This window comes from Microbacterium tumbae (assembly GCF_054780175.1).
In genome coordinates, this window is record NZ_BAAGWV010000002.1 from 396,766 (window position 1) to 419,023 (window position 22,258).

The 22,258-nt window shown below is 68.1% G+C and carries 23 protein-coding genes; 6 read left to right on the forward strand and 17 right to left on the reverse strand.

Annotated features, from left to right (window positions below):
- Positions 1-6 precede the first annotated feature (6 nt).
- A complete protein-coding gene (locus tag ACYVGQ_RS09190) occupies positions 7-2,355 on the forward strand; it encodes an ATP-binding cassette domain-containing protein (protein ID WP_460784323.1) in 2,349 nt (782 codons plus the stop codon).
- Positions 2,356-2,561: 206 nt separating this feature from the next.
- Entirely contained in the window at positions 2,562-3,419 is an 858-nt protein-coding gene (locus tag ACYVGQ_RS09195; protein ID WP_460784324.1) for a hypothetical protein, read from the forward strand.
- A gap of 472 nt (positions 3,420-3,891) precedes the next feature.
- On the opposite strand, the gene ACYVGQ_RS09200 is transcribed toward ACYVGQ_RS09195, so the two are convergent.
- The 6 genes from ACYVGQ_RS09200 to ACYVGQ_RS09225 all read right to left on the reverse strand — a co-directional run bounded on the left by ACYVGQ_RS09200 (position 3,892) and on the right by ACYVGQ_RS09225 (position 8,767).
- Complete coding sequence (locus ACYVGQ_RS09200) at positions 3,892-4,323, reverse strand: SRPBCC family protein (protein ID WP_460784325.1); 432 nt, start codon at positions 4,321-4,323, stop codon at positions 3,892-3,894.
- The gene (locus ACYVGQ_RS09205) at positions 4,320-4,811 is read right to left on the reverse strand and encodes a MarR family winged helix-turn-helix transcriptional regulator (RefSeq protein ID WP_460784326.1); all 492 of its coding nucleotides are present in this window, start codon (positions 4,809-4,811) and stop codon (positions 4,320-4,322) included. The genes ACYVGQ_RS09200 and ACYVGQ_RS09205 overlap by 4 nt, the downstream gene beginning before the upstream one ends.
- Positions 4,812-5,585: 774 nt before the next feature.
- Positions 5,586-6,023 (reverse strand): VOC family protein, encoded by a 438-nt coding sequence (locus ACYVGQ_RS09210; RefSeq protein ID WP_460784327.1) that lies wholly within the window; start codon positions 6,021-6,023, stop codon positions 5,586-5,588.
- The gene (locus ACYVGQ_RS09215; protein WP_460784838.1) at positions 6,023-6,325 is read right to left on the reverse strand and encodes a YciI-like protein; all 303 of its coding nucleotides are present in this window, start codon (positions 6,323-6,325) and stop codon (positions 6,023-6,025) included. Before ACYVGQ_RS09215 ends, ACYVGQ_RS09210 begins: the two co-directional genes overlap by 1 nt.
- Positions 6,325-8,205, reverse strand: a complete 1,881-nt coding sequence (locus ACYVGQ_RS09220) for a BCCT family transporter (RefSeq protein WP_460784328.1) — start codon at positions 8,203-8,205, stop codon at positions 6,325-6,327. Before ACYVGQ_RS09220 ends, ACYVGQ_RS09215 begins: the two co-directional genes overlap by 1 nt.
- Positions 8,206-8,374: 169 nt before the next feature.
- Entirely contained in the window at positions 8,375-8,767 is a 393-nt protein-coding gene (locus tag ACYVGQ_RS09225; RefSeq protein ID WP_460784329.1) for an NUDIX domain-containing protein, read from the reverse strand.
- Between the two features lie 121 nt (positions 8,768-8,888).
- Between ACYVGQ_RS09225 and ACYVGQ_RS09230 the strand changes: the two genes are divergently transcribed.
- Genes ACYVGQ_RS09230 through ACYVGQ_RS09240 form a run of 3 tightly spaced genes read left to right on the forward strand, consistent with a single transcriptional unit; the run spans position 8,889 to position 11,193 of the window.
- Complete coding sequence (locus tag ACYVGQ_RS09230) at positions 8,889-9,458, forward strand: GNAT family N-acetyltransferase (protein ID WP_460784330.1); 570 nt, start codon at positions 8,889-8,891, stop codon at positions 9,456-9,458.
- Positions 9,455-10,783, forward strand: a complete 1,329-nt coding sequence (locus tag ACYVGQ_RS09235; protein ID WP_460784331.1) for an MFS transporter — start codon at positions 9,455-9,457, stop codon at positions 10,781-10,783. Before ACYVGQ_RS09230 ends, ACYVGQ_RS09235 begins: the two co-directional genes overlap by 4 nt.
- Positions 10,780-11,193 (forward strand): GNAT family N-acetyltransferase, encoded by a 414-nt coding sequence (locus ACYVGQ_RS09240; protein ID WP_460784332.1) that lies wholly within the window; start codon positions 10,780-10,782, stop codon positions 11,191-11,193. Before ACYVGQ_RS09235 ends, ACYVGQ_RS09240 begins: the two co-directional genes overlap by 4 nt.
- A 12-nt stretch (positions 11,194-11,205) precedes the next feature.
- Here ACYVGQ_RS09240 and ACYVGQ_RS09245 read toward each other — a convergent pair whose 3' ends face one another.
- The 8 genes from ACYVGQ_RS09245 to polA form a co-directional block, all read right to left on the reverse strand.
- On the reverse strand, positions 11,206-11,466 hold the full coding sequence (locus tag ACYVGQ_RS09245) for a DUF6458 family protein (protein WP_460784333.1): 261 nt from the start codon (positions 11,464-11,466) through the stop codon (positions 11,206-11,208).
- Between the two features lie 131 nt (positions 11,467-11,597).
- Complete coding sequence (locus ACYVGQ_RS09250) at positions 11,598-12,410, reverse strand: arginase family protein (protein WP_460784334.1); 813 nt, start codon at positions 12,408-12,410, stop codon at positions 11,598-11,600.
- A gap of 20 nt (positions 12,411-12,430) precedes the next feature.
- Positions 12,431-13,174, reverse strand: coding sequence for a formylglycine-generating enzyme family protein (locus ACYVGQ_RS09255; protein WP_460784335.1), 744 nt, complete (start codon positions 13,172-13,174; stop codon positions 12,431-12,433).
- Positions 13,171-13,827 (reverse strand): membrane protein YczE, encoded by a 657-nt coding sequence (yczE, locus tag ACYVGQ_RS09260; RefSeq protein WP_460784336.1) that lies wholly within the window; start codon positions 13,825-13,827, stop codon positions 13,171-13,173. The genes ACYVGQ_RS09255 and yczE overlap by 4 nt, the downstream gene beginning before the upstream one ends.
- Complete coding sequence (locus ACYVGQ_RS09265; protein ID WP_460784337.1) at positions 13,824-14,579, reverse strand: SGNH/GDSL hydrolase family protein; 756 nt, start codon at positions 14,577-14,579, stop codon at positions 13,824-13,826. Before ACYVGQ_RS09265 ends, yczE begins: the two co-directional genes overlap by 4 nt.
- A gap of 42 nt (positions 14,580-14,621) precedes the next feature.
- Positions 14,622-15,965: an MFS transporter gene (locus ACYVGQ_RS09270; RefSeq protein WP_460784338.1), complete on the reverse strand. Its 1,344-nt coding sequence runs from the start codon at positions 15,963-15,965 to the stop codon at positions 14,622-14,624.
- Between the two features lie 5 nt (positions 15,966-15,970).
- The gene (locus ACYVGQ_RS09275; RefSeq protein WP_460784339.1) at positions 15,971-17,671 is read right to left on the reverse strand and encodes a DUF885 domain-containing protein; all 1,701 of its coding nucleotides are present in this window, start codon (positions 17,669-17,671) and stop codon (positions 15,971-15,973) included.
- A gap of 30 nt (positions 17,672-17,701) precedes the next feature.
- Positions 17,702-20,335 (reverse strand): DNA polymerase I, encoded by a 2,634-nt coding sequence (polA, locus tag ACYVGQ_RS09280; RefSeq protein WP_460784340.1) that lies wholly within the window; start codon positions 20,333-20,335, stop codon positions 17,702-17,704.
- A gap of 96 nt (positions 20,336-20,431) precedes the next feature.
- Here polA and ACYVGQ_RS09285 point away from each other — a divergent pair, with 96 nt between their 5' ends.
- Entirely contained in the window at positions 20,432-20,803 is a 372-nt protein-coding gene (locus ACYVGQ_RS09285; protein WP_460784839.1) for a hotdog fold thioesterase, read from the forward strand.
- Here the strand turns inward: ACYVGQ_RS09285 and ACYVGQ_RS09290 are convergent, their stop codons facing one another.
- The 3 genes from ACYVGQ_RS09290 to ACYVGQ_RS09300 form a co-directional block, all read right to left on the reverse strand.
- A complete protein-coding gene (locus tag ACYVGQ_RS09290; protein ID WP_460784341.1) occupies positions 20,804-21,097 on the reverse strand; it encodes a hypothetical protein in 294 nt (97 codons plus the stop codon).
- Complete coding sequence (locus ACYVGQ_RS09295; protein WP_460784342.1) at positions 21,094-21,414, reverse strand: hypothetical protein; 321 nt, start codon at positions 21,412-21,414, stop codon at positions 21,094-21,096. Before ACYVGQ_RS09295 ends, ACYVGQ_RS09290 begins: the two co-directional genes overlap by 4 nt.
- Before the next feature lie 175 nt (positions 21,415-21,589).
- Entirely contained in the window at positions 21,590-22,216 is a 627-nt protein-coding gene (locus ACYVGQ_RS09300; protein ID WP_460784343.1) for an ANTAR domain-containing response regulator, read from the reverse strand.
- Between the last annotated feature and the right edge of the window lie 42 nt (positions 22,217-22,258).

Sequence of the window (22,258 nt, forward strand, 5' to 3'; positions counted from 1 at the left end):
TCCTCGATGACGCACCTCGCCGACAACCACGATCTCATCCGCGTGCAGGGCGCCCGCGAGAACAACCTCAAGGACGTCAGCGTCGAGCTGCCCAAGCGTCGGCTGACGGTCTTCACGGGCGTGTCCGGCTCGGGCAAGAGCTCGCTGGTCTTCGACACGATCGCCGCGGAGTCGCGCCGGCTCATCGACGAGACATACAGCGCCTTCGTGCAGGGTTTCATGCCCTCGGTCCCGCGTCCGGACGTCGACGTGCTCGAAGGGCTGACGACCTCGATCCTCGTGGACCAGGAGCGGTTGGGCGCGAATCCGCGGTCGACCGTCGGCACGGTGACGGACGCGAACGCGATGCTGCGCATCCTGTTCTCGAAGCTGGGCGAGCCGTACGTCGGCGGACCGACCGCCTTCTCCTTCAACATCCCGACCCAGAAGGCCAGCGGTGTGATGACCGGGCCGAAGGGCGAGAAGAAGATCGTCAAGGACGCGATCTACCTCGGCGGCATGTGCCCCCGCTGCGAGGGCAGGGGAGCGGTGTCCGACCTCGATCTCGCGCAGATCGTCGACGAGTCGAAGTCGCTGAACGAGGGCGCGATCATGGTGCCCGGCTACACCCCGGACGGCTGGATGGTGAAGGGGTTCTCGGAGTCCGGCTTCTACCCCGCGGACAGGCCGGTCGCCTCCTTCAGCGAGAAGCAGCGTCAGCTCTTCCTCTACGGCGAGGTGACCAAGGTCAAGATCTCGGGCATCAACATGACCTACGAAGGCCTGATACCGAAGATCACGAAGGCGATGCTGTCGAAGGATCTCGACGCGCTGCAGCCGCACATCCGCGCCTTCGTCGAGCGGGTCGCGACGTTCGCGACCTGCCCGGAATGCGACGGCACGAGGCTCACGGAGGGCGCGCGCTCATCGAAGATCTTGGGGCTCAGCATCGCGGACGCGTGCCGGATGCAGGTGACGGATCTCGCGCAGTGGGTGCGCGGACTCGACCTCGCCGGCGCAGGCCCGCTGCTCGACGCGCTGCGCGCCAACCTGGACGCCTTTGTCACCCTCGGGCTCGGATATCTCAGCCTGGAGCGGCCGTCCGGCACGCTGAGCGGGGGAGAGGCACAGCGGATCAAGATGCTCCGCCACCTCGGATCGGCGCTGACGGACGTCACGTACGTCTTCGACGAGCCGTCGATCGGCCTGCATCCGCACGACATCCAGCGTATGAACACGCTCCTTCTCCAACTGCGCGACAAAGGCAACACCGTGCTCGTGGTGGAGCACAAGCCCGAGATGATCGCGATCGCCGATCGTGTGGTCGACCTGGGTCCCGGCGCGGGAAGCGCGGGCGGGGAGATCTGCTTCGAGGGGACGATCGAGGGCCTGCGCGCGAGCGGGACGCTGACCGGGCGGCATCTGGATGATCGGGCGGCGTTGAAGGAGGTCGTGCGCGCGGGGGACGGGGCGATCGAGATCCGCGGCGCAGACGCGAACAACCTGCAGAACGTGGATGTCGACATCCCGACCGGCGTACTGACCGTCGTCACCGGCGTCGCCGGTTCGGGCAAGAGCTCGCTCATCCACGGATCCGTCGCGCCGCGAGAGGGAGTCGTCACGATCGATCAGAGCGCGATCAAGGGCTCTCGGCGCAGCAATCCGGCGACGTACACCGGACTGCTGGAGCCGATCCGCAAGGCGTTCGCGAAGGCGAACGGCGTGAAGCCGGCGCTGTTCAGCGCGAACTCCGAGGGGGCCTGCCCGACGTGCAAGGGCTCGGGCGTCATCATCACCGAGCTCGGCTTCATGGACACGATCGAGACGCCCTGCGAGGACTGCGGCGGCAAGCGCTTCCAGGCGGCGGTTCTGGAGTACAGGCTCGCGGGGAAGGACATCACCGAGGTGCTCGACCTGCCGGTGGCCGAGGCGAGGGCGTTCTTCTCGGAGGGCGAGGCGAAGATCCCGGCCGCCGTGTCGATCCTCGGGCGACTCGAGGACGTCGGACTCGGCTACCTGTCCCTCGGCCAGCCGCTCTCGACGCTGTCGGGCGGTGAGCGCCAGCGGGTGAAGCTGGCGATCCAGATGGGGGAGAAGGGGGACGTCTACGTCCTCGACGAGCCGACGACGGGCCTGCATCTCGCCGACGTCGACAAGATCCTGGGGCTGCTGGATCGTCTCGTGGATGCTGGGAAGACGGTCATCGTCATCGAGCACCACCAGGCGGTGATGGCGCACGCCGACTGGATCATCGACATCGGCCCCGGTGCTGGACACGACGGCGGCCGAGTGGTGTTCGAGGGGAGACCAGCGGATCTGGTATCCCAGAAGGCGACGCTGACCGGGCAGCACCTGGCGGAGTACGTCGGAGCCTGAGGGTTCCTGCGGAAGGCATCCGTCCGCCGATGGCGCGGATTCGGTTGCTCATCGCACACAGCTGTCGGCCAGGATCGGCCGATCGATTGACGAGAGTATGGTGGCCGGTGTTCGATCTCGGCGTATCCACGTATCGCCCGAGAAGCCTCTTTCGGGGGTTGGCTGTGGTTCGGTGGCGTTCGTCGGCACTTATCGGGGTAGGCGCGATGGCGTTGCTCCTGGCCGCGTGTGCGGTGAACACCGGCCCGAGCCACAGCCCGGACGATCCGGAGATCAGAGCGGCACGGGAAGATGCGCAGGATCGCGTCGCCTTCGTGCGTTCACAGCTGGAGCTCTCAGACCGGGTGCTCGTTCTCGGCGATGACGTGACCGACGACTGCGGCACGGTTGAGAACTGGTGGTTCAAGAACGAGGATCTCGGGTATCGGTGCTGGATGACGTGGACCCAGATCGCGGTGATCCCGGATGCGCGCACCATGCAGGAGAGCGCGGCGATCATCGATGAGGAGCTCGCCGGAGACGAGGTGCCCTACGTCCCGGGAAGCATGGTGCGCGATCTCATGTCCCACTACCCAGGGCAACGGGAGATCGCAGCCCACATGCCGATAACGGGCGGGGGCGCAGAGGCGAACCTGTCGTTCCGCGTCACTGCTGAAGCGTTCCGCCCAGCCTTCTGGCGTGGAACCGTCGTCGATGGCGACGAGATCGACGCGACCGGCGCGAACCAGACGATCCAGTTCCAGATACTCATCGAGTACGTCAACACCGAAGGTCTCGTCGACGACGACGGGGGTCAGTCCATCGAACCGGTGCGGATAGTCCGTTGGGCGTACGGAGACGCCGACGCGATCGAGATCGCCGATTGGTCACCGGCAACGGCACCCGACGCGTGTCTCGCCGACCCTGCCGTGGACCAGCCGTCCATACTCCGGACGACGGAGCCTTTTCCGTACCTGTATTTCGAGTACAAGAGCGACGACGAAAGCGATCTGGATAGGATCCTGGACTGTCTCGACGCGGGTCTGACCGCGGGTACGGTGGTCTCACTCACGCCAGACGGATGAACTCCGTATCGAGATCGGCATGACCGGCGAACGCCGGTGTGTGTGCGCGCGCCCCGGACCGGATCAGGCAACGCGATGGAGCACCTTGTAAGGCCTCGCAAGCGATACCGCCGATAATGCACATTATGTCAGTTCAAGGGTGACATGTTCTCGTAGATGCGAATATGCTGGTCGGCGCGACTCTCCTGGGTTGGCGTACCAACGGTCCGCGCGGATACCAGGTACGCGAGGCCGTCGCGTTCATCGTCCTCAGTGCGATCCGTCACGAAACCCGCTCGCGCAAGAGCGCGCAAAGAAGCGACGTTCGAGGGGCAAACCGTTGCACAGCGCGCAAAACGCGTGACGACACATGTCTTCTTCTCGTAGCGAGTGGGAGTACCGAGAAGCATCGGCGCTGCTGTTCGGGTCGACAAGAGTCGCGGTTACCTCGATCGACCATGAGGTAAATAGCGACCGCCGAATCGGGCTGCGCTCACTCGTGGACGGACGGGAGCGTGCCGAGTGCTCCGCTCAGCCGCTCCGAGAGCCGTTCCAGCCTGAGCCCGGGAAGGGTGCCGAGCGTATGTACAAGGGCCATGGCGAGCGCGCCGCGTCGTTCGACAGTGTGGGTTACGAGCGTTCGTCCTGGACTGGGCTCGGCAAGCTGCCAGAGTCCAGTCTCGCTGAGGAGCGGCACCTCCCAGGAGAACGCGATCGTGTAGGACTCGGTCTGTGTGTAGGTGAGCTTCCCGCGCAGTCCTCGGATGGCCTCGAGGGCGTACTCGGCACCGCGGACGGCTGGGTCGATTCCCGAGACGCGGACGAATGCGGGATTCCATTCCGGAAGTCGCGTGGCTGCGAGCAGGGTGTCGCGGACCGGCCTGATCGGCGCGTCGAGGATCATGGTCCCGGTTGCCTGGTTCATGGGTGCTCTGTTCCTGTCGCATTGGGGTTGCGGCGTGTGATCGCGTCTCCGGCTTGCGTGCCGTGCACGAGCGCTTCCAGGGCGGAGATGAGCGGGCGGAGTTCGGCGCCTTCCAGCGACTCAGCCATCCGCGCGTACAGATGGTGCTCGACGCGCTTCGTCTCCGCCCCCGCGTCCGTCCCTGTGGGGGTGAGGCTGAGGAGGATCTGCCGGGCGTCATGACTGTCGGTGCGTCGTTCGACGAGTCCCTTCTCAATCAGTCGGGCGACGAGCCGGCTCGGGTTCGTCCCCGACTCGCACACCAGCAGCTCGCCGAGCCCGGTGAGGCTCAGCGGTCCGTGGTCGTCGAGGACTCGAAGGGCCTCGGCCTGGGCAGGTGTGAGCCCGAGCGGACTGAGGGCGGTCGCAAGGCTGCGGTTGCCCTCGCGCTGGGCGGCCAGGATCAGAAACCGCAACTGCTCGAGTTCACTAGTCGTGGTCGTTGGCATATTTGAATGATACGACATACATGTCGTATCATTCAAATATGCCAACGACGCGATGTTCTGATGGATGGGCACCGGAACGGGTCAATCCGTCAGAACCGATGCGCCACGACACCCGGTTCACCCGTCTGCGGCGAACATGCTCGCGTCGCCATCGGATGATCGGGCGTGTCACCGATCACGCATGAGCCTGGCAGCTATTTCCCTTCCGTCCTGTCGACTCCGACAAGACGTCTTCGACGATCGCGGGGAACCTCGCCAGACGACTGGGAATGCGGTTCCCGACCGTGATCGGGATCGAGCCGGACTCGACGACTGCAGCGATCGCCGCAAGAACCACGCAGGGCTCTCCGACCGTCCGCATCGAGCGACGCGCGTTCGGACAGGATCGGGCTCAGGCGTACGATCTGATCGCCTTCTTCGCCTCACTGCACCCAGATGGCTCTGGAGGAGACGCCTCGTGAAGCGCGTTTCGCCCTTCGACCCGGCGGGTGGCTAGTGATCGTCGGGATCATACGCGTGACTCCGAAGGATATGTGGCGTTCGTGGGCATCCCTCGTGCTCAATCCGATTGTCGGATTCGTTCGCCATCCGTCACATGCCTCCCGGCTGCCGACGCACATGCGCGCACCGGTCTCGGAAGCGATGGACAGTTTGGAGGAGATACGCGTCGTGGCGCACGAAATGCCTTCCCGGCATCCGCATGCGTCGGCGGCTCTTCTGGCGGTACACGGCGTCGTGGGAAGCACCGGCCTGAGCCGCGATCTCGCGACCGCGTCAGCCCTTCGTGAGATCCTGCGCGAGCATCACGAGGATGCCGCTGGGTCCGCGCAGGTACGTGAGCTTGTGCACGTCCTGATAGTTCGCAACGCCGCGGAGCGGGTGGCATCCGTGCCGCGCGGCGATCCCCAGCGCCGCATCGATGTCATCCACGGAGAAGGCGACCCGGTGCATCCCGATCTCGTTCGGGCGCGTCGGCGGCATGGGGATCGCCTCCGGATGGATGTACTCGAAGAGTTCGAGGCGCCCCTCCCCGCCGGGAGTCTGGAGCAGGGCGATCCTCGCGTGATTGCCGTCGAGGCCGACGGCCGTCGCCGCCCATTCGCCGCTCACCTCGTCCCGGCCGACGACCGTGAGACCGAGATCGGTGAAGAAGGCGATGGCGGCCTCGATGTCCTCGACCGCGATGCCGACGTTCTCGAACGCGATCGCCATCACGGTCTCACCGGCGTCGCAGGGTCCTCCCCCACGACGGTCGTCCAGACGCGTGCGGTCCAGGACGTCACGACGCCGTGGACGACATAGGGATCGTCCGCGGCGAAGGTCCGAGCCGCCTCCAGCGCGTTCTCCCCCTGGAAGACCAGCAGGCCGCTGAACGGCCCCTCCCCCACGGCTCCGCCGAGCAGCAGCTCCCCGCGTTCGACCGCCGCCCATGCAGCGCGAAGATGATCGGCGCGAAACGTCTCCCTGGCCGTCAGGTAGTCGTCGCCATACGTGTACTCGAGCACAGCATGCATCATGATCCTCTCGCCGCGGTCTCGTCGTCGGAGCCGGCATCCGTTGTCACGTCGCCCGGCATGGCGTCGTCCTTCGCAGGACTCACCTCCGGCGGGTCGTCGATGATCGGCAGGGCAGCCGTCTCGAAGATCTCGGCGAGAGCCGCGTCGCCCCGCGCCTCGACCCAAGGATGATCGTCCTGCGAGTGATCGTACTCCGCAGGAACGAGCGCGAAGTCGTCGCCGAACTCCGAGAGCCCGGTGCGCACGCTGTGGCGAAGCGCGTGTCGTGCATACCTGTCCCGGAGGATCATCGGATCGCGTCGCAGGTCCTTCATCAGTGCGATCATCATGAACACCATGATGATCGCGAACGGCAGCGCCGCGATGATGGTGACGTTCTGCAGCGCCCTCAGCCCGCTCCCCTCCTCCCCCGAGACGAGCAGCACGGCGGCGATCACCCCGACGAGCGTTCCCCAGGTCACGGTGACCCACCGGCGAGGCTCAGGACGCCCCTGCTGCGACATCGTCCCCATCACCAGGGATGCCGAGTCCGCCCCCGTGATGAAGAAGATCGCGATGAGGATCATCAGCACGATGTCGGTGACGGCCGTCCACGGCAGGTTCGCCAGGACGCCGAAGAGCACGTCCTCGGCGGGCGTCGTCGGCAGCGCGGCTCCGTTCATCTGCTGATCGATCGCCGTCGTGCCGTAGATCGCGAACCAGACGACCGAGATGAGGGAGGGGACGAGGATGACCACGAGCACGAACTGCCGGATCGTCCTCCCCCGGGAGATCTTCGCGATGAACATGCCGACGAAGGGCGACCAGGAGATCCACCACGCCCAGTAGAAGATCGTCCAGGAGGCGAGGAACTGCTCGGCGGCCTCCCCCTGTGCGGCCGTCCGGCCCATCATCTGCGGCAGATCCTTCAGGAACTCGAAGGCGATCGCCGGAATCGCGTTGACGATGAGCAGCGTCGGTCCCACGAAGAACACGAACAGCGACAGGATGATCGCGGCGACGGCGTTGATGTTCGACAGCGCCTGGATCCCCTTCGACACCCCGGAGGCCGCCGAGGCGATGAAGCACGCCGTGAGCACGGCGATGACGCCGATGAGGATGCCGTTGCCGACCTCGCCGAGGCCCGAGACGAGCTCGACGCCGTGCCCGATCTGCAGCGCGCCGAGCCCGAGCGACGCCGCGGTGCCGAAGAGCGTCACGATGATCGAGAAGATGTCGATCGTGCGTCCGAGGGGACCGGTCGTCCGTCGCTCCCCCAGCAGCGGCGCGACGATCGACGAGATCAGCGGCGTGCGCCCGCGCCGGAACGAGCTGTACGCAATGGCGGCGCCGACGAGGGCGTAGAACGCCCACGCCTGCGGACCCCAGTGGTACAGGACCTGCGCCTGGCTGGTCATCATCGCCTCGAGGGTTCCGCCTTCCACCGTTCCCGGCGGCGGATCCGCGAAGAAGGTCAGCGGCTCGGCGGCGCCCCAGAACACGAGCCCGATCCCCATGCCGGCGGCGAACAGCATGGAGATCCACGAGAACATCGAGAACTCCGGATCCTCGTCGTCCCGGCCGAGCGGGATGCGTCCGTAGGCGCTGACGCCGAGGAACAGCATGAAGAGCAGGATCGCCGTGGCGACGGTCGTGAAGAAGACGCCGGTGTACTTCACGACCCAGCCGAGGACGGCCGAAGCCGTGTCGGACAGGCTGTCGCCGCCGAAGACCCCCCAGCCGATGAACGCGACGGTGAACGCCGCCGCCGCGCCGAACACGAGCCAGTCGGTGCGATAGACACGATTGGTCTGCTCGACGCCGACGCCCGGGATCAAGGCCGGATGGAGGCCCTTCGGAGGCGACGGTGTCAGATTCCTGGCGATGTTCCGTGCCATCTCAGCGGCTCGCGCGCCGGAGCGAGGCGACGAGTGCGAGGGGCCTTTCGATCTCTTGTGCGTTCCGTATCCATCGTCCATGGAAGACATTCTTGCAACGGACGACCGGAAACAGGACGCTATGGGTCCGCATCCGCATGCTCCCTGAGGCCAGGAGCGGCGAGGATCGTCATCTATCGCTCACGGCCGCGATCGCATCGAGCGCCGATGCCGGCACCAGGCCTATCCCGGCGATCTCATCGAGGGGCAGCCACGTCGGCTCGTAGACGTTGTCCTCGGCGGACCGCCGGCGTTCAGGGCCGCCGAGCGCCAGAGCGCCCGATGCGGCGACGTGAAAGCAGACCTCGTCCTGGTCGTGCGGAGGAAGCGGGCGGAGGATGCGTCCTCGCAGGCCTGTCTCCTCCGCCAGCTCCCGAAGACAGGCATCCTCCGCGCTCTCCCCCGGCTCGACGCCTCCCCCGGGCAGAACGGCATAACTCACACCATCGCGCACTCGTCGGATGACGAGCACTCGATCGCGATCGATCACGACGGCGGTCGCACGCCGACGGCTCCCGGACACCAGCCCAGCATAGGGGCGTGAACGACAGATTCGCGGACGCGGGCGTGGCGCGCGATGCCTGAGGCGCCAGGGCAGGAAGGATCGGCATCGTGCTCCCTTCCCTCCTCATCGCGGCTCTCGCATGACCGGCATCCGCATATCCTCCTGGGACGGCGCCGACGATCAGCTCGCGCAGGCAGCCGATCTCTACGCCGAGACCTTCGCGGAGCCGCCATACGGCGATGACGTCGCGGCGAGCCGCGCCTCGGTCCTCGAACGCATCCGGCGCTATGCGCGCACCAAACCGGAGTTCCGGCTGCTGCTCGCCTGGGACGGCCCCGAGCTCGTCGGGCTCGTGCTGGGAACGGGAATCGCGGCCGGCGACTGGTGGCGCGACCGGATCGCACCGCTGATGTCCGAGGACCAGCGCACCCAGTGGCTCGGCGAGGAGTGCTTCTCCGTCGCCGAGCTCGCCGTCTCGCCCTCCCACCGCCGCGCGGGCGTCGCGCGGGCGCTCATGACCGCCGTCGTCGCCGCCCTCCCCTACCCCACCGCGGTCCTCGGCTGCCATCAGGACGCCGTCCCCGCACGTCGCCTCTACGCCTCCCTCGGATGGGAGTCGATCGTCGCAGAGACGAGGAGCGACGGCACGACCCTGCACGTGCTCGGGAAGCGGATGCCGGAGCCGGCCGGGAGTAGCGTAGAGGGGTGACCGCGATACCCGCCTCCTCCGCGTCCACTCCGGGGTGGCGGGGCTGGCTGATCTGGTCGGTCGGCGTCGCCGCCTACGTCCTGGCGATCGCCAACCGCACCTCGCTCGGCGCCGTCGGCGTCGACGCTGCCGAGCGGTTCCATGCAGACGCATCGACGCTGTCCCTGTTCGCCGTCGTCCAGCTCGCCGTCTACGGCGGCATGCAGATCCCGATCGGCATCCTCCTCGACAAGCACGGCTCCCGCCCGATCATCGCCCTCGGCATGGTGCTCATGGCGGCGGGGCAGCTCACCATGGCCCTCTCCCCCAGCATCGGCGTCGCCCTCGTCGCCCGCATCCTGCTCGGCGCCGGCGATGCGGCCGTGTTCCCCGCCGTCCTGCGTCTCGTCGCGACCTGGTTCCCCGCCCAGCGCGGGCCTATCATGGTGCAGCTCACCGGCATCGTCGGCCAGGCAGGCCAGCTCGTGGCGCTGATCCCGCTCGCTGGGCTCCTGCACGCGACGACCTGGACGATCACGTTCGGCAGCATCGCAGGGCTCGGCCTGCTGTTCGCGATCCTCGTCTTCGCGATCATCCGCAACCATCCGCCGGAGCAGACCGCCGACGTGAGCGTCAACACCGACACCGGCGTGGTCCGCGTCGTGACGAGCTCCATCGACACCGGTGTCGGGATCCGCGCGGCCTGGGCGCATCCGGGGACGCGTCTCGCCTTCTGGTCGCACTTCACCACGCCCTTCGCCGGCACGGCGTTCATCCTGCTCTGGGGAATGCCGTTCCTGACCGCGGGCGAGGGGCTCTCGACGGCTCAGGCCGCGACGATCGTCTCGGTGTACGTCGTCGCGGGCATGGTGCTCGGCCCGGTCATCGGAGATCTCTCCCGGCGGCTGCCCCTGCACCGCTCGCGCGCGCTCGTCCTTCCCGCGGTGGCCGTCCAGCTGCTCGCGTGGCTCGTGATCATCGTCCTGCCCGGTCCGGCGCCGGTCTGGCTCCTCTATGCGCTCGCGGTGGCGCTCGCGACCGGCGGCCCGGCATCCATGATCGCCTTCGATCACGCACGCACGCACAATCCCTCGCATCGCCTGAGCACGGCGACGGGCGTCACGAACGCCGGCGGATTCATCGCCGCCCTCATCGCGGTCTTCCTCATCGGCCTCGCCTTGGATGTGCAAGGCGCAGGAACACCGGACACCTATTCGCTGGAGGCGTTCCGCATCGCGTTCCTCGCACAGATTCCGCTCTGGCTGCTTGGCAGCGCATTCATCGTGGTCGAGCGCAAGCGCACACGCATCCGCATGGGCCTCGACCCGGACAGGAGCAGACCATGAACCACGTGTTCGCGCAGGACGATGCACGGATCGACCGCGCTCAGGTCCACGCGTGGCTGAGCGAGCAGTCGTACTGGGCGCGCGGACGACCGCGTGCCGTCCAGGATGCGGCCATCGACGGATCGCGCAACTACGGCGTCTGGGAGGAGGCGTCGGGGGCTCAGCGCGCCTACGCCAGGGTCGTCACCGACGGCGCCACGTTCGCCTGGCTCTGCGACGTGTTCGTCGATCCGGCCGCGCGCGGGCATGGCGTCGGAAAGCAGCTCATCGCCGGCATCCTCACCGACCTCGCTCCCCTGGGGCTGCGCCGGATGCTGCTGGCGACCGCCGACGCTCAGGGGCTCTACGCGCAGTACGGGTTCGAGGTCCTGGAGGATCCGGGCAGGTACATGGTCCGGCCGATGTCCTGAGGCGCGGTCGGCTCAGACCGACCCCGGGTCATCGGTGCGGGTCGCCCGCCGGGTGACCTGCTCCCCTGCGGCCGGATCGACGGCCGTCCGCGTGACCACGTCGGTACGGCGACGTCGCGCCATCAGGATGATCCCGACGAGGAACACGACCACGCCTGCACCCATGAGGATGTAGCCGATCAGGTCGAGATCCGCCCATTCCACCTCGACATCGATGGCGAAGGCGAGGATCGCGCCGATGACGAAGAGTGCGATCCCGGTTCCGATGCTCATGAGAGCTCCTTCCCGGACGGGCCCATCCCGCCCCGACGCCGGAGCGCCGATGCCTCACAGCCTCGACGGCACGGGGATGATCCGCCATGGGGTTGACACGGAGACGCCGGAGCTTCGCACGCCGCGGTCGATCAGCGCCGCAGGGCTTGGAAGGTCTCCAGGATCAGCTCCACGCTCACACGCGACGGAATCTCGGAGTCCCCGTCCTCGAACTCGGCGAGCTCGAGGCCCTTGAGGCTCCCGGCGGGAAGCGCGGCGAAGATGTCCGCGATCTGATGCGGCAGGAGCCCCTCCGGCACGCGATAGGCCGCGGGGACGAACCCGGGCTCGAGAACATCCCAGTCGACGTGGATCCAGACGTGTCGGCCGTCGACCAGGGCGGCGATGCGCTCCGGCGTGCTCTCCGCGGGAGGGAGGACCGTGACGCCGGCATCCGAGAGCAGCTCGGCCTCCGCGGGGTCGATGTCTCGTCCGCCGACCACGATCACCCGCTCCGGGGCGAGCCCCGCGCCGTGTCCGCTGTCCCAGAGGCCGCAGGCGGCGGCGAGCACCATACCGCCGAGATATCCCGACTCCGTCGTCCGGGGAGTGTTGAAGTCGCCGTGCGCATCGATCCACAGCACCACGGCATCCGGATGGCGGGCCGCGGCGGTGGGAAGGGTGCCGAGGCTGGCCGCGCACGTGTTCGCCACGAGGAGAGGCACCGCTCCTGCGTCCAGGGAGGCCGTGACCGCGGCGCGCAGCGCCCGGAGCGTCTCGGAGGCTTCGGGCAGCGCCGCCCTCCAGTCGTCGATGCGCGCCGGCGATGGCGAGCCGACCACGACGGGCTCCCGTCCGAGGTAGGCCGCCAGCGCCGTTCCCGCCGTGAGCGCGCCGCGCAGGGCGCCGTCGGTGCGATCGGCCACGCGCCCCTGGCTGATGATCGGGGCGAAGTCGTAGGTCATGGGATCCCTCTCCTGGAAGATCATCGTCGTGGAGTCCAGCCCTGCGGCGCCGGACCGTCGAAGGCCGCTCGCCCGCTGTCGGCGGCTGCCGACCAGCCCTGCGCCGCCTCCGTCGTGTCGAATGCCCCGCGCGCGAGCCGCATGCCGACGTCCTCATGGTGCATGCGCGGTGCTCCTCCGCGCCGGACCGAGGCACGAGCGCTCCACGCGTCGTCATCGAAGCCGCCGCCGCGGAACACGCGGTACTCGTCGTAGCGCGCCGGGTCGAGAAGATCCCAGCACCACTCCCAGACGTTTCCGAGGGTGTCGAAGAGACCGTGCAGGTTCGGAAGCTTCCCGCCGACATCCTGAGGGTGACGCACGCCATCCGCGCTCGTCCATGCCACGTCTGTGAGCGGACCGTAGTGCGGTCCTGTCGACCCGGCCCGGCAGGCATACTCCCATTCGGCCTCGGTGGGAAGACGATAGCCGTCGCTGTCGATGTGCCAGGTAACGCTCTCGCCGTCGAAGGAGTAGGCGGGATCCAGCCCCTCCCATTCGGATGCGGCGTTGCAGAACCGCACGGCGCGCAACCAGCTCAGATCGGCCGCGGGCCGGCGTGGATGACGGGCGGCGATGCCGAGCACCTCGGCGAACTGCTCCTCCGTCACCGCGTAGACGCCGATCTCGAAGGTCTCCAGATCGACCGTGCGCTGCAGGCGCCGCCGAGCATCGTGCAGCGTCACGGAACCTGCCGGGATCCGTGAGAGCTCGAAGTCGTTCACGATGCCTGCGCCTTCTCGGTGCGACCGGTTCCGGGCGCACCGCCTGCGGCCGTGTCGAGCCGGATCGCGAAGATCCGCAGGAAGAGCTGGCACAGCGGTCCCACCAGCAGGGCGAAGGCGAGCGTGCCGATGCCCACATCTCCGCCGAGCAGCCAGCCGACCGCGACGACGGTCACCTCGAGCCCGGTGCGCACCGCCCAGATCGGCCATCCCGTGCGCCGGTGGAGTCCGGTCATCAGCCCGTCGCGCGGCCCGGGGCCGAACTGCGCGCCGATGTACAGCCCGGTCGCCGCCGCGAGCACGACCAGGCCGACGACGAAGAACCCGATCCGCACCCAGAGCGGCTGCCCTGCCGGAATCAGAGCGAAGCCGACGTCCGCCGATGGTCCGACGAGAAGCGCGTTCATGAGGGTGCCGATGCCGGGCCTCTGCCGAAGGGGTATCCAGAGCACCAGGACGACGACGCTCGTGAGGATCGTGATGACGCCGAAGCTCAGCGGCACATGGGTCGCGATCCCCTGTGTCAGGACATCCCATGGCGCGGCGCCGATCTGGCCGCGGACGATGAAGGCTATGCCGATTCCGTAGAGGAAGAGCCCGATGAGCAGCTGGACGGTGCGACGAGGCAGACGGCGGCCGGTCGCGGCCGTCACCGCGGCACCAGCTCGACCCAGGCCGGATGCTTGGCAGCGCGCCCGTCACCCGAAGAGGTGCCGGCGATCCGCCGCTTCACCCAAGGGCCGACGTGGGCGCGATAGTAGGCGAGGCCCGACAGTCCTCCGGGCGGGGGATCAGCCGGTGACCACCACTGCTCCGGCGCCTCGTAGCCGAGACCGTGCAGCACGCGCGCGGCGACCCGGTGATGGCCCGCCGCGTTCATGTGCAGCCGGTCCTCCGACCAGTACGGCGGCCGTGCGAGCTCGCGATCAGGCCAGTTCAGGGCGCGGATCACGTCAGGACGGTGCTCGATCCGCCGCAGCACCGCGTACGAGAGGGCGTCGCCACGGCGTTGCACGAGCGACCCCATCGGCAGCTGGCCGGCGGGATTGGCGCCGGACAGGAGGATCATGGTCACGCCCTCTTCATCGCAGCGGCGCAGCACACGGGAGAACGCGTCCGCGATGTGCTCGATGTCCGCGCGCGGCCGCAGCATGTCGTTGCCGCCGCCGTTGAAGGACAGATGGGTCGGATGCAGGGCCAGGGCGGGCTCGAGCTGCTGCTCGACGATCGGCCAGGCGAGTTTCCCCCGGATCGCGAGGTTCGCGTACGCGATCGGCTGGCCCGCAGCATCCGCCCAGCCCTGCGCGGCGATGTCCGCCCAGCCGCGCACACGGCCGTCCGGCAGCTCATCTCCGACGCCCTCGGTGAAGGAGTCGCCGATGGCGACGAACCTGACTGCACTCACCCCTCCAGCCTATTGCGCCTGAACAGATGGTGCGCGCCGTCGTCAGCGGTCGTCGAGCGCCTGCCCGCGGCGATCCCCGACGCCCCAGACGGCGACGGCCGCCACGGCGAAGCAGCACGCGAAGATCACGAACAGCGTGCCGGCGCCGGCCCGGGCGAGCACCACGGGGACGAGCAGCGGGGCGATCACGGAGGCGATGCGGCCCGCTCCGGCCGCCCACCCTGCTCCTGTCGCCCGCAGGGAGGTCGGATAGATCTCCGGCGTCACAGCGTACAGCGCGCCCCAGGCGCCCAGGTTGAAGAACGACAGCGCCATACCGCTGGCGATGATCGCGCCCTCCCCCGTCGCCGTCCCGAACAGCATCGCGGCGACGCCGGAGCCGAGGAGGAAGACGCACAGCGTCGTACGGCGGCCCCATACCTCGATCAGCCAGGCCGCGACCGCGTATCCGGGCAGCTGCGCGAGTGTGATGAGCAGGGTGAACCGGAAGGAGCTGACGAGATCGTAGCCCGCGTCGACGAGGATGCTGGGTATCCAGATGAAGGCGCCGTAGTAGGCGAAGTTCACCGTGAACCAGACGAGCCAGAGACAGGCTGTGCGCACCCGGAACTCCGCATTCCACAGGGTCGTGAGTCGGGCGCGTGCGGTCGCGCGCGACGACGGTTCCCTGCGGATCGCCGGCGTCGCCACCGTGCCCGCGTCCGCTTCGAAGGACTCCACGATGCGCTCCGCCTCGGCGAGACGTCCCCGGCCTGCGAGCCAGCGCGGGGACTCGGGGAGGCTCCACCGAACGACGATGGCGTAGACCGCCGGCACGGCACCCAGTGCGAACGCCCAGCGCCATCCGTCGGGGGATGCCGGGATGACGAAGAACCCGATCAGGGCGGAGGCGGTCCATCCGATCGCCCAGAACGCCTCGAGGATGACGATCAGGCGGCCGCGGATGCGGCTCGGCGCGAGCTCGCTCACATAGGTCGAGGCGACGGGCAGCTCGGCCCCGAGCCCGAGTCCGACGAGGAGGCGGAGCACCAGGAGGATCGCGATGCCGCCCACCAGCGCGCTCGCCCCCGTGGCGATGCCGTACACGAGCAGGGTGAGAGCGAACACCTGGCGTCGTCCGAGGCGGTCGGCGAGCAGGCCGCCGAGGCTCGCGCCGAGTGCCATGCCGACGAAGCCGGCGGAGGCGATCCAGCCGGTCTCCGTCTTGGTGAGATCCCATTGCTGGGCGAGGGCCGCGAGGATGAAGGAGATGAGCCCGACGTCCATCGCGTCCAGCGCCCAGCCGATCCCTGAGCCGGTCAGGACGCGCAGGTGACGGCGGGTGAGCGGCAGATCATCGAGACGAGCGGAGAGGGAAGAGCGGCTCGGCAGGGACGTGTCCGCCATGACGATCAGCCGAGAAGCGCCGTGCGCAGCGTGTCCAGGCCGACGCCGCCCAGGTCGAGGGCGCGCTTGTGGAACCGCTTGATGTCGAAGGCCGCTCCCTCTGCGGCCCGGTACTGGTCGCGGACCTGCTCCCAGATGCGCTGTCCGACCTTGTAGGAGGGCGCCTGCCCCGGCCAGCCCAGATAGCGGTTGACTTCGAATCGCACGAACTCGTCGGACATGTTCACGTTCCGACGCATGAACTCCAGCGCGTAGGCGGCATCCCAGACGCCATCGGATCCCGCGTCGAACCCTGCTGCGGACTCATCGAGGCGGGGCTTGCCCAGGTGCACGCCGATGTCCAGCACGACGCGGGCGGCGCGCATGCGCTGGCCGTCCAGCATCCCGAGGCGGTCGGCGGGGTCGTCCAGGTAGCCGAGCTGCTCCATCAGGCGCTCCGCGTACAGCCCCCATCCCTCGGCATGGCCGGATGTGCCGGCCAGCAGCCGCCGCCAGGAGTTCAGCTCGGCGCGGTTGTAGACGGCCTGCGCGATCTGCAGATGATGCCCGGGGACGCCCTCGTGGTAGACCGTCGTGAGCTCGCGCCACGTGTCGAACTCGGTGACTCCCTCCGGCACCGACCACCACATGCGGCCGGGTCGGGAGAAGTCGTCCGTGGGCCCGGTGTAGTAGATCCCGCCCTCCTGGGTGGGGGCGATCATGCACTCCAGGGTGCGGATGTCCTCCGGGATCTCGAAGTGGGTGGCGCCCAGCTCGGCGACTGCGCGGTCGCTGGTCTCCTGCATCCACTGCTGCAGGGCCTCGGTGCCGTGGAGCTTGCGGGACGGATCCGCCTCGAGGTGCGCGACGGCCTCCTCGACGCTCGCACCGGGAAGGATCTCGTTCGCGATCGCGGTCTGCTCCGCCACCATGCGGCGCAGCTCCTCGACTCCCCACTCGTAGGTCTCGTCGAGATCGATCGTCGCGCCGAGGAAGCGACGGGAGTTGAGAGCGTACAGCTCACGCCCCACACCGTCCGTCTCGCCGGCCGCCTGCGCGAGAGGACCGGTGAGGAAGGCGCCGAGCTCGTCGTACGCGACGCGGGCCGCGGAGGCGTTGTCCGCCAGCGCCCGCGCGAGGGAGGCCGGGAGCTCTCCCTCTGCAGGTGCGGCATCGGCCACGAACTCCGCGAAGAAGCCGTTGTCGGCGGTGTAGCGCTCGATCTGGACGGCGACCTCCACGGCCTGACGGCGGGCCGGGACGATGCCGCGGGCGATCCCCTCCCGCAGGCTCTCCGCATAGCCGCGCAGCGCCTTCGGGATCGCCGACAGTCGCGCGGAGATCGTCTCCCAGTCCGTCACGGTCGCCGTCGGCATCAGATCGTAGGCGGATCGGATGTCCTGCGCGGCCGAGGCGATCACGTTGAGATCGCGGAGGTGCCACTGGGCCTCGTGGAACTCCAGCTCCAGGCGGAGCTCGCTGCCGAGGTCGCTCTGGGTGACCCGATCCACCGCGTCGACCGGCGTGGCCGCCTCGAGCGTCGCCAGCGTACGGCGGGCCTGTTCTGCGTAGTGGTCCCGCCCTTCCGGGCTCAGATCGGCATAGCGATCGTTCGCCTCGTTGCGTCCGATGTACGTGCCGAGGGTCGGCTCGAGGACGGCGAGCGTGTCGACCCATTCCTCGGCGATGCGATCGATCGGCGTGGGCGTGCGGGGGCTGCTGGTCATCCCCTCAGCGTACTGCGAGGGCGGCCCGGGTCAGTGAGCGGCCTCGTTCCAGTCATGCCCGCGCCCGACCTGCACGTCGAGCGGCACGGAGAGCTCTGCGGCTCCGCCCATCCGCTCGCGCACGATCCTCTCGGTCGCATCCCACTCGCCCTGTACGACCTCGACGACGAGCTCGTCGTGGATCTGGAGCAGGACACGGGACCGCAGACCTGCGGCCACGAGGTCGTCGTGGATCCGGAAGAGCGCGATCTTCATGATGTCGGCCGCGCTGCCCTGGATCGGCGCGTTGAGCGCCGCTCGCTCGGCGTTCTCCCTCAGCACACGGTTGGGGCTGCTCAGATCGGGGAAGGGCCGACGGCGTCCGAAGATCGTCTCGGTGTACCCGACCTCCTTCGCGGCGAGGACGGAGGCGCGCAGGTAGTCGCGCACGGCGCCGAAGCGGGCGAAGTACTCGAGCATGAGCTGCTTGGCCTCGGACTGCTCGATGCGCAGCTGCTTGGAGAGGCCGAAGGCGCTGAGGCCGTAGACGAGGCCATAGGACATCGCCTTCACCTTGGTCCGCATGGCGGGACTCACATCGGCGGGCTCCACGCCGAACACACGGGCGCCGACGAAGCGGTGGAGGTCCTCCCCGCTGTTGAACGCCTCGATGAGGCCTTCATCGCGGGAGAGGTGTGCCATGATCCGCATCTCGATCTGCGAGTAGTCGGCGGTCAGGAGCGTCTCATAGCCCTCGCCGACCTCGAAGGCGCTGCGGATGCGACGGGACTCCTCGGTGCGCACGGGGATGTTCTGCAGGTTCGGATCCGTGCTCGACAGACGACCGGTCTGGCTGCCGGTCTGGACGTACGTGGTATGGACACGGCCATCGGACTTGATCGAGGTGTCCAGCGACTCGATGATCTGGCGGAGCTTGGTGGCCTCGCGATGCTGCGACAGCTGCTCGAGGAAGGGATGCGGGGTGCTCTCCTGCAAGTCGGCGAGAGCTGCAGCGTCCGTGGAGTATCCGGTCTTCGTCTTGCGCGTCTTCGGCAGCTGGAGATCTTCGAACAGCACCTCCTGGAGCTGCTTCGGAGAGCCGAGGTTGAACTCGCGGCCGATCGTGGCGAACGCGTCCTGGGCGATCGCATCGGCACGTGTGGCGAGCTCGCCCGAGAACGTGGACAGCACCTCGTGCGACACCGCGACGCCTGCGATCTCCATGTCGGCCAGGGTGAGCAGCGTCGGCAGCTCGATGTCGACGAGCACGGCCGCGACGCCTTCGGGCAGGTCGGCGCGCAGCGCCTCCGCCGTGCGCAGGGCGAACCACGCCTCCTGAGAAGGTGTGGCGCCATCCGTCTCCGGGACGAGCTGGGTCGGATCGGCCTCCGGCAGCTTCTCCCCCAGGTATCGCTCGACGAGGTTGCCGAGCGTCTTGTCCGGGAAGCTGGGACGCAGCAGCCAGCCTGCGATGATCGTGTCGTATGACAGGCCGCCGAGCCGGATGCCGGAGCGCAGCAGCGCCTTGACCTGGGGCTTCGCGTCGTGGAGCACCTTCGGCGATGCGGACTCCAGCCAGGGCCGCAATGCGTCCGCCGTCGCATCGTTCCAGTCCGCCTCGCGGAGCTCCGTCGTGTTCGCGATGCCCACGCGAATGGCCTCGCCGCCCGCGAGGATGAGGGTCAGCGCCAGTTCCGCGTCCTGCGCGGACAGCCACGCGGAGAGCTCGTCCGCGGTCGCCTCGACCGGCTCGGGCAGGACCACGGCGTCGGCGGCGTCCTCTTCGGGCGCTTCGACGCCGACGGCCTCGAAGACGCGCGGCAGCAGCGTCCGGAACTCCAGACGCGCGAAGATGTCGCGGACCGCCTGGGCGTCGATCGGGGCGACGGCGAGGTCGGCGGGACCGACGGGCAGCTCCACATTCGTCAGCAGCCTGTTGAGCCTGCGGTTGCGCCGCACGTCGTCGATGTGCTCGCGGAGGTTGCCGCCCACGACTCCCTTGATCTCCTCGGCGCGATCGAGGAGCTCGTCGAGGCTGCCGAACTGCGTCAGCCACTTGACGGCCGTCTTCTCCCCCACCTTCGGCACGCCCGGCAGGTTGTCGCTGGTCTCGCCGACGAGCGCCGCGATGTCCGGGTACTGCTCGGGCCGAACGCCGTATCGCTCCTGCACCGTCGTCGGGTCGTAGCGCTTGAGCTGCGACACGCCCTGAACGGACGGGTAGAGCAGAGTGACCTCGTCGTTCACGAGCTGGATCGTGTCGCGGTCGCCGGAGACCACCAGCACGTCGTAGCCCTGTGCCGCGCCCTGGGCGGACAGCGTCGCGAGGATGTCGTCCGCTTCGATGCCCTCCTGCGTGAGGACGGCGATCGACATCGCGGCGAGGCAGTCCTGCAGGAGCGGGATCTGGCCGCGGAACTCCTGCGGCGTCTCGGAGCGCGTGGCCTTGTACTCGGGATATTCGTCGGTGCGGAAGGAATGCCGCGAGGTGTCGAAGGCGATCGCGAGGTGCGTCGGCTGCTCCGCCTTCAGCAGGTTCACGAGCATCGACAGGAATCCGTAGATCGCGTTGGTGTGCTGGTTGTCCTTGGTCGTGAAGTTCTCGACCGGGAGTGCGAAGAAGGCACGATAGGCGAGCGAATGGCCGTCGACGACCATGAGGGTAGGCTTTGCGGAGTCCGTCACCCTGTCAGCCTAACGAGGACGACGGACATGCGCTGAGGAGGATGCGTGAGCGAGAGCAGGACGACAGACGGCCTGGAGTGGGCGGCCGGACGCGGGATGGGCGCGCTGGCTGAGAAGATGGGCATAGAGTTCACCGAGTTCGCGGTGGACCGCGCGGTCGCGACCATGCCGGTCGAGGGCAACACGCAGCCGGTCGGGCTCGTGCACGGCGGCGCCTACGTGGTTCTCGGCGAGTCGCTCGGGTCGATGGCGGCGAACCTGCACGCCGGACCCGGCAAGCTCGCCGTCGGCGTCGACATCAACGCCACGCACACGCGCTCTGCGACGTCCGGCGTCGTGACGGGCGTCTGCACGCCGATCCACCTCGGACGCAGCATCACCGTGCACGAGATCGTCGTGACGGACGATCAGGGCAGGCGCTGCTCGACGATCCGGATCACCAACATGATCAAGGACGCGCCGGCCTGATCAGCGCGAGGACGGCGCGCGCTCCCCGTGCTCGACCAGCCGCAGGATGCGGTCGAGGGACTCCTCGACGTGCTCCATTCGTTCATCGAGCCTGTCGAGTCGTTCCGCGACACCGCCGAAACGGGAGTCCACCGAGCACATGCCGTCGAGCTGACGTTTCGTCAGCTGCTCGAAACGCGAGAGCTGCATCATCAGCGCACCGCGAATGCGTCCGATCTCCGTGTACGCCGCAGCAGGGTCGTAGCCTCGGATGGGCAGGATGACGTCATAGTCGTCGACGGCGCCCTCCGTCATCGCTGTCTCAGGATCTCGAGCACGTCGGACATCTGGCCGGCGAGACCGTCCACCTGGCTGATGAGACCATCGACCTTGCCGGAGAGATCGCCCACCTTGCCGGCGAGACCGCCTACCTGGTCTGAGAGGCCGTCCACCTTGCCGTCAAGACCGTCGAGTCGCCCGTCGATCCCGTCCAGTCGCCCGTCGATGGCATCGAAACGCTTGTCATGCGCGTCGAGCTTCTCGTCGATCTCCGTCAAGGATTCATAGATCTCGAGGAGGTCGGAGCCGTGCTGCTCGAGACGCTGTTCCACCTGGTGCTGGGTCATTGGCATGCCATGACGATACTCCGCGTGAGCGACGGCGGAAACGGTGTTCACAGTGCCCGTGGAGAAGTCAGAGCAACGACTAATTGTGCAGGACGAATGGTCCAGGCGTGGACACCGGGAGAGCACACCGAACATGCTCTCCCCAGGGAGAGCCCTCCCAGATGCGAGCTCTCCGGTCTGCTCAGGCCTTCTTCGGAGCGAGCTGCTCGATGATGGCTTTGGCGACGTCCTGCATGGTGAGCCGACGGTCCATGGACGCCTTCTGGATCCAGCGGAACGCCTCGGGCTCGCTGAGCCCCATCTTCTCGTTGAGCAGACCCTTGGCGCGGTCGACGAGCTTTCGCGTCTCGAAGCGCTCGACCATGTCGGCGACCTCGGCCTCGAGCGTGATGATCTGCTCGTGGCGAGCCAGCGCGATCTCGATCGCGGGGAGCAGGTCGTTCGGCGTGAAGGGCTTCACGACGTAAGCCAGCGCACCGGCCTCGCTGGCGCGCTCGACGAGCTCCTTCTGGCTGAACGCGGTCAGCAGCACGACCGGGGCGATGTTGCCCTTGTGCAGCTTCTCGGCGGCGCTGATGCCGTCCAGCTGCGGCATCTTCACATCCATGATCACGAGATCGGGGCGCAGCTCGGTGGCCAGAGCCACTGCCGTCTCGCCGTCTCCGGCCTCACCGACCACATCGAAGCCGTTGTCGCGGAGGATCTCGACGATGTCGAGACGGATCAGCGACTCGTCTTCCGCGACGACGACGCGTCGGGGTGCGGTTGCCGTGGACTGCTCAGGCTGTTCTTCGGTCACGATTCCCATTCTAGTGGAGAGTCTCACCGTGCCGGCGGCGGGCGCGCCCCG

Bases quoted from the DNA above. Each gene is read 5' to 3' on its own strand.
- ACYVGQ_RS09190 (WP_460784323.1), top strand. From the start codon at position 7: ATGACGCACCTCGCCGACAACCACGATCTCATCCGCGTGCAGGGCGCC.
- ACYVGQ_RS09195 (WP_460784324.1), top strand. From the start codon at position 2,562: ATGGCGTTGCTCCTGGCCGCGTGTGCGGTGAACACCGGCCCGAGCCAC.
- ACYVGQ_RS09200 (WP_460784325.1), bottom strand. From the start codon at position 4,323: ATGAACCAGGCAACCGGGACCATGATCCTCGACGCGCCGATCAGGCCG.
- ACYVGQ_RS09205 (WP_460784326.1), bottom strand. From the start codon at position 4,811: ATGCCAACGACCACGACTAGTGAACTCGAGCAGTTGCGGTTTCTGATC.
- ACYVGQ_RS09210 (WP_460784327.1), bottom strand. From the start codon at position 6,023: ATGGCGATCGCGTTCGAGAACGTCGGCATCGCGGTCGAGGACATCGAG.
- ACYVGQ_RS09215 (WP_460784838.1), bottom strand. From the start codon at position 6,325: ATGCATGCTGTGCTCGAGTACACGTATGGCGACGACTACCTGACGGCC.
- ACYVGQ_RS09220 (WP_460784328.1), bottom strand. From the start codon at position 8,205: ATGGCACGGAACATCGCCAGGAATCTGACACCGTCGCCTCCGAAGGGC.
- ACYVGQ_RS09230 (WP_460784330.1), top strand. From the start codon at position 8,889: ATGACCGGCATCCGCATATCCTCCTGGGACGGCGCCGACGATCAGCTC.
- ACYVGQ_RS09240 (WP_460784332.1), top strand. From the start codon at position 10,780: ATGAACCACGTGTTCGCGCAGGACGATGCACGGATCGACCGCGCTCAG.
- ACYVGQ_RS09245 (WP_460784333.1), bottom strand. From the start codon at position 11,466: ATGAGCATCGGAACCGGGATCGCACTCTTCGTCATCGGCGCGATCCTC.
- ACYVGQ_RS09250 (WP_460784334.1), bottom strand. From the start codon at position 12,410: ATGACCTACGACTTCGCCCCGATCATCAGCCAGGGGCGCGTGGCCGAT.
- ACYVGQ_RS09270 (WP_460784338.1), bottom strand. From the start codon at position 15,965: ATGGCGGACACGTCCCTGCCGAGCCGCTCTTCCCTCTCCGCTCGTCTC.
- ACYVGQ_RS09275 (WP_460784339.1), bottom strand. From the start codon at position 17,671: ATGACCAGCAGCCCCCGCACGCCCACGCCGATCGATCGCATCGCCGAG.
- ACYVGQ_RS09285 (WP_460784839.1), top strand. From the start codon at position 20,432: ATGGGCGCGCTGGCTGAGAAGATGGGCATAGAGTTCACCGAGTTCGCG.
- ACYVGQ_RS09290 (WP_460784341.1), bottom strand. From the start codon at position 21,097: ATGACGGAGGGCGCCGTCGACGACTATGACGTCATCCTGCCCATCCGA.
- ACYVGQ_RS09295 (WP_460784342.1), bottom strand. From the start codon at position 21,414: ATGCCAATGACCCAGCACCAGGTGGAACAGCGTCTCGAGCAGCACGGC.
- ACYVGQ_RS09300 (WP_460784343.1), bottom strand. From the start codon at position 22,216: ATGGGAATCGTGACCGAAGAACAGCCTGAGCAGTCCACGGCAACCGCA.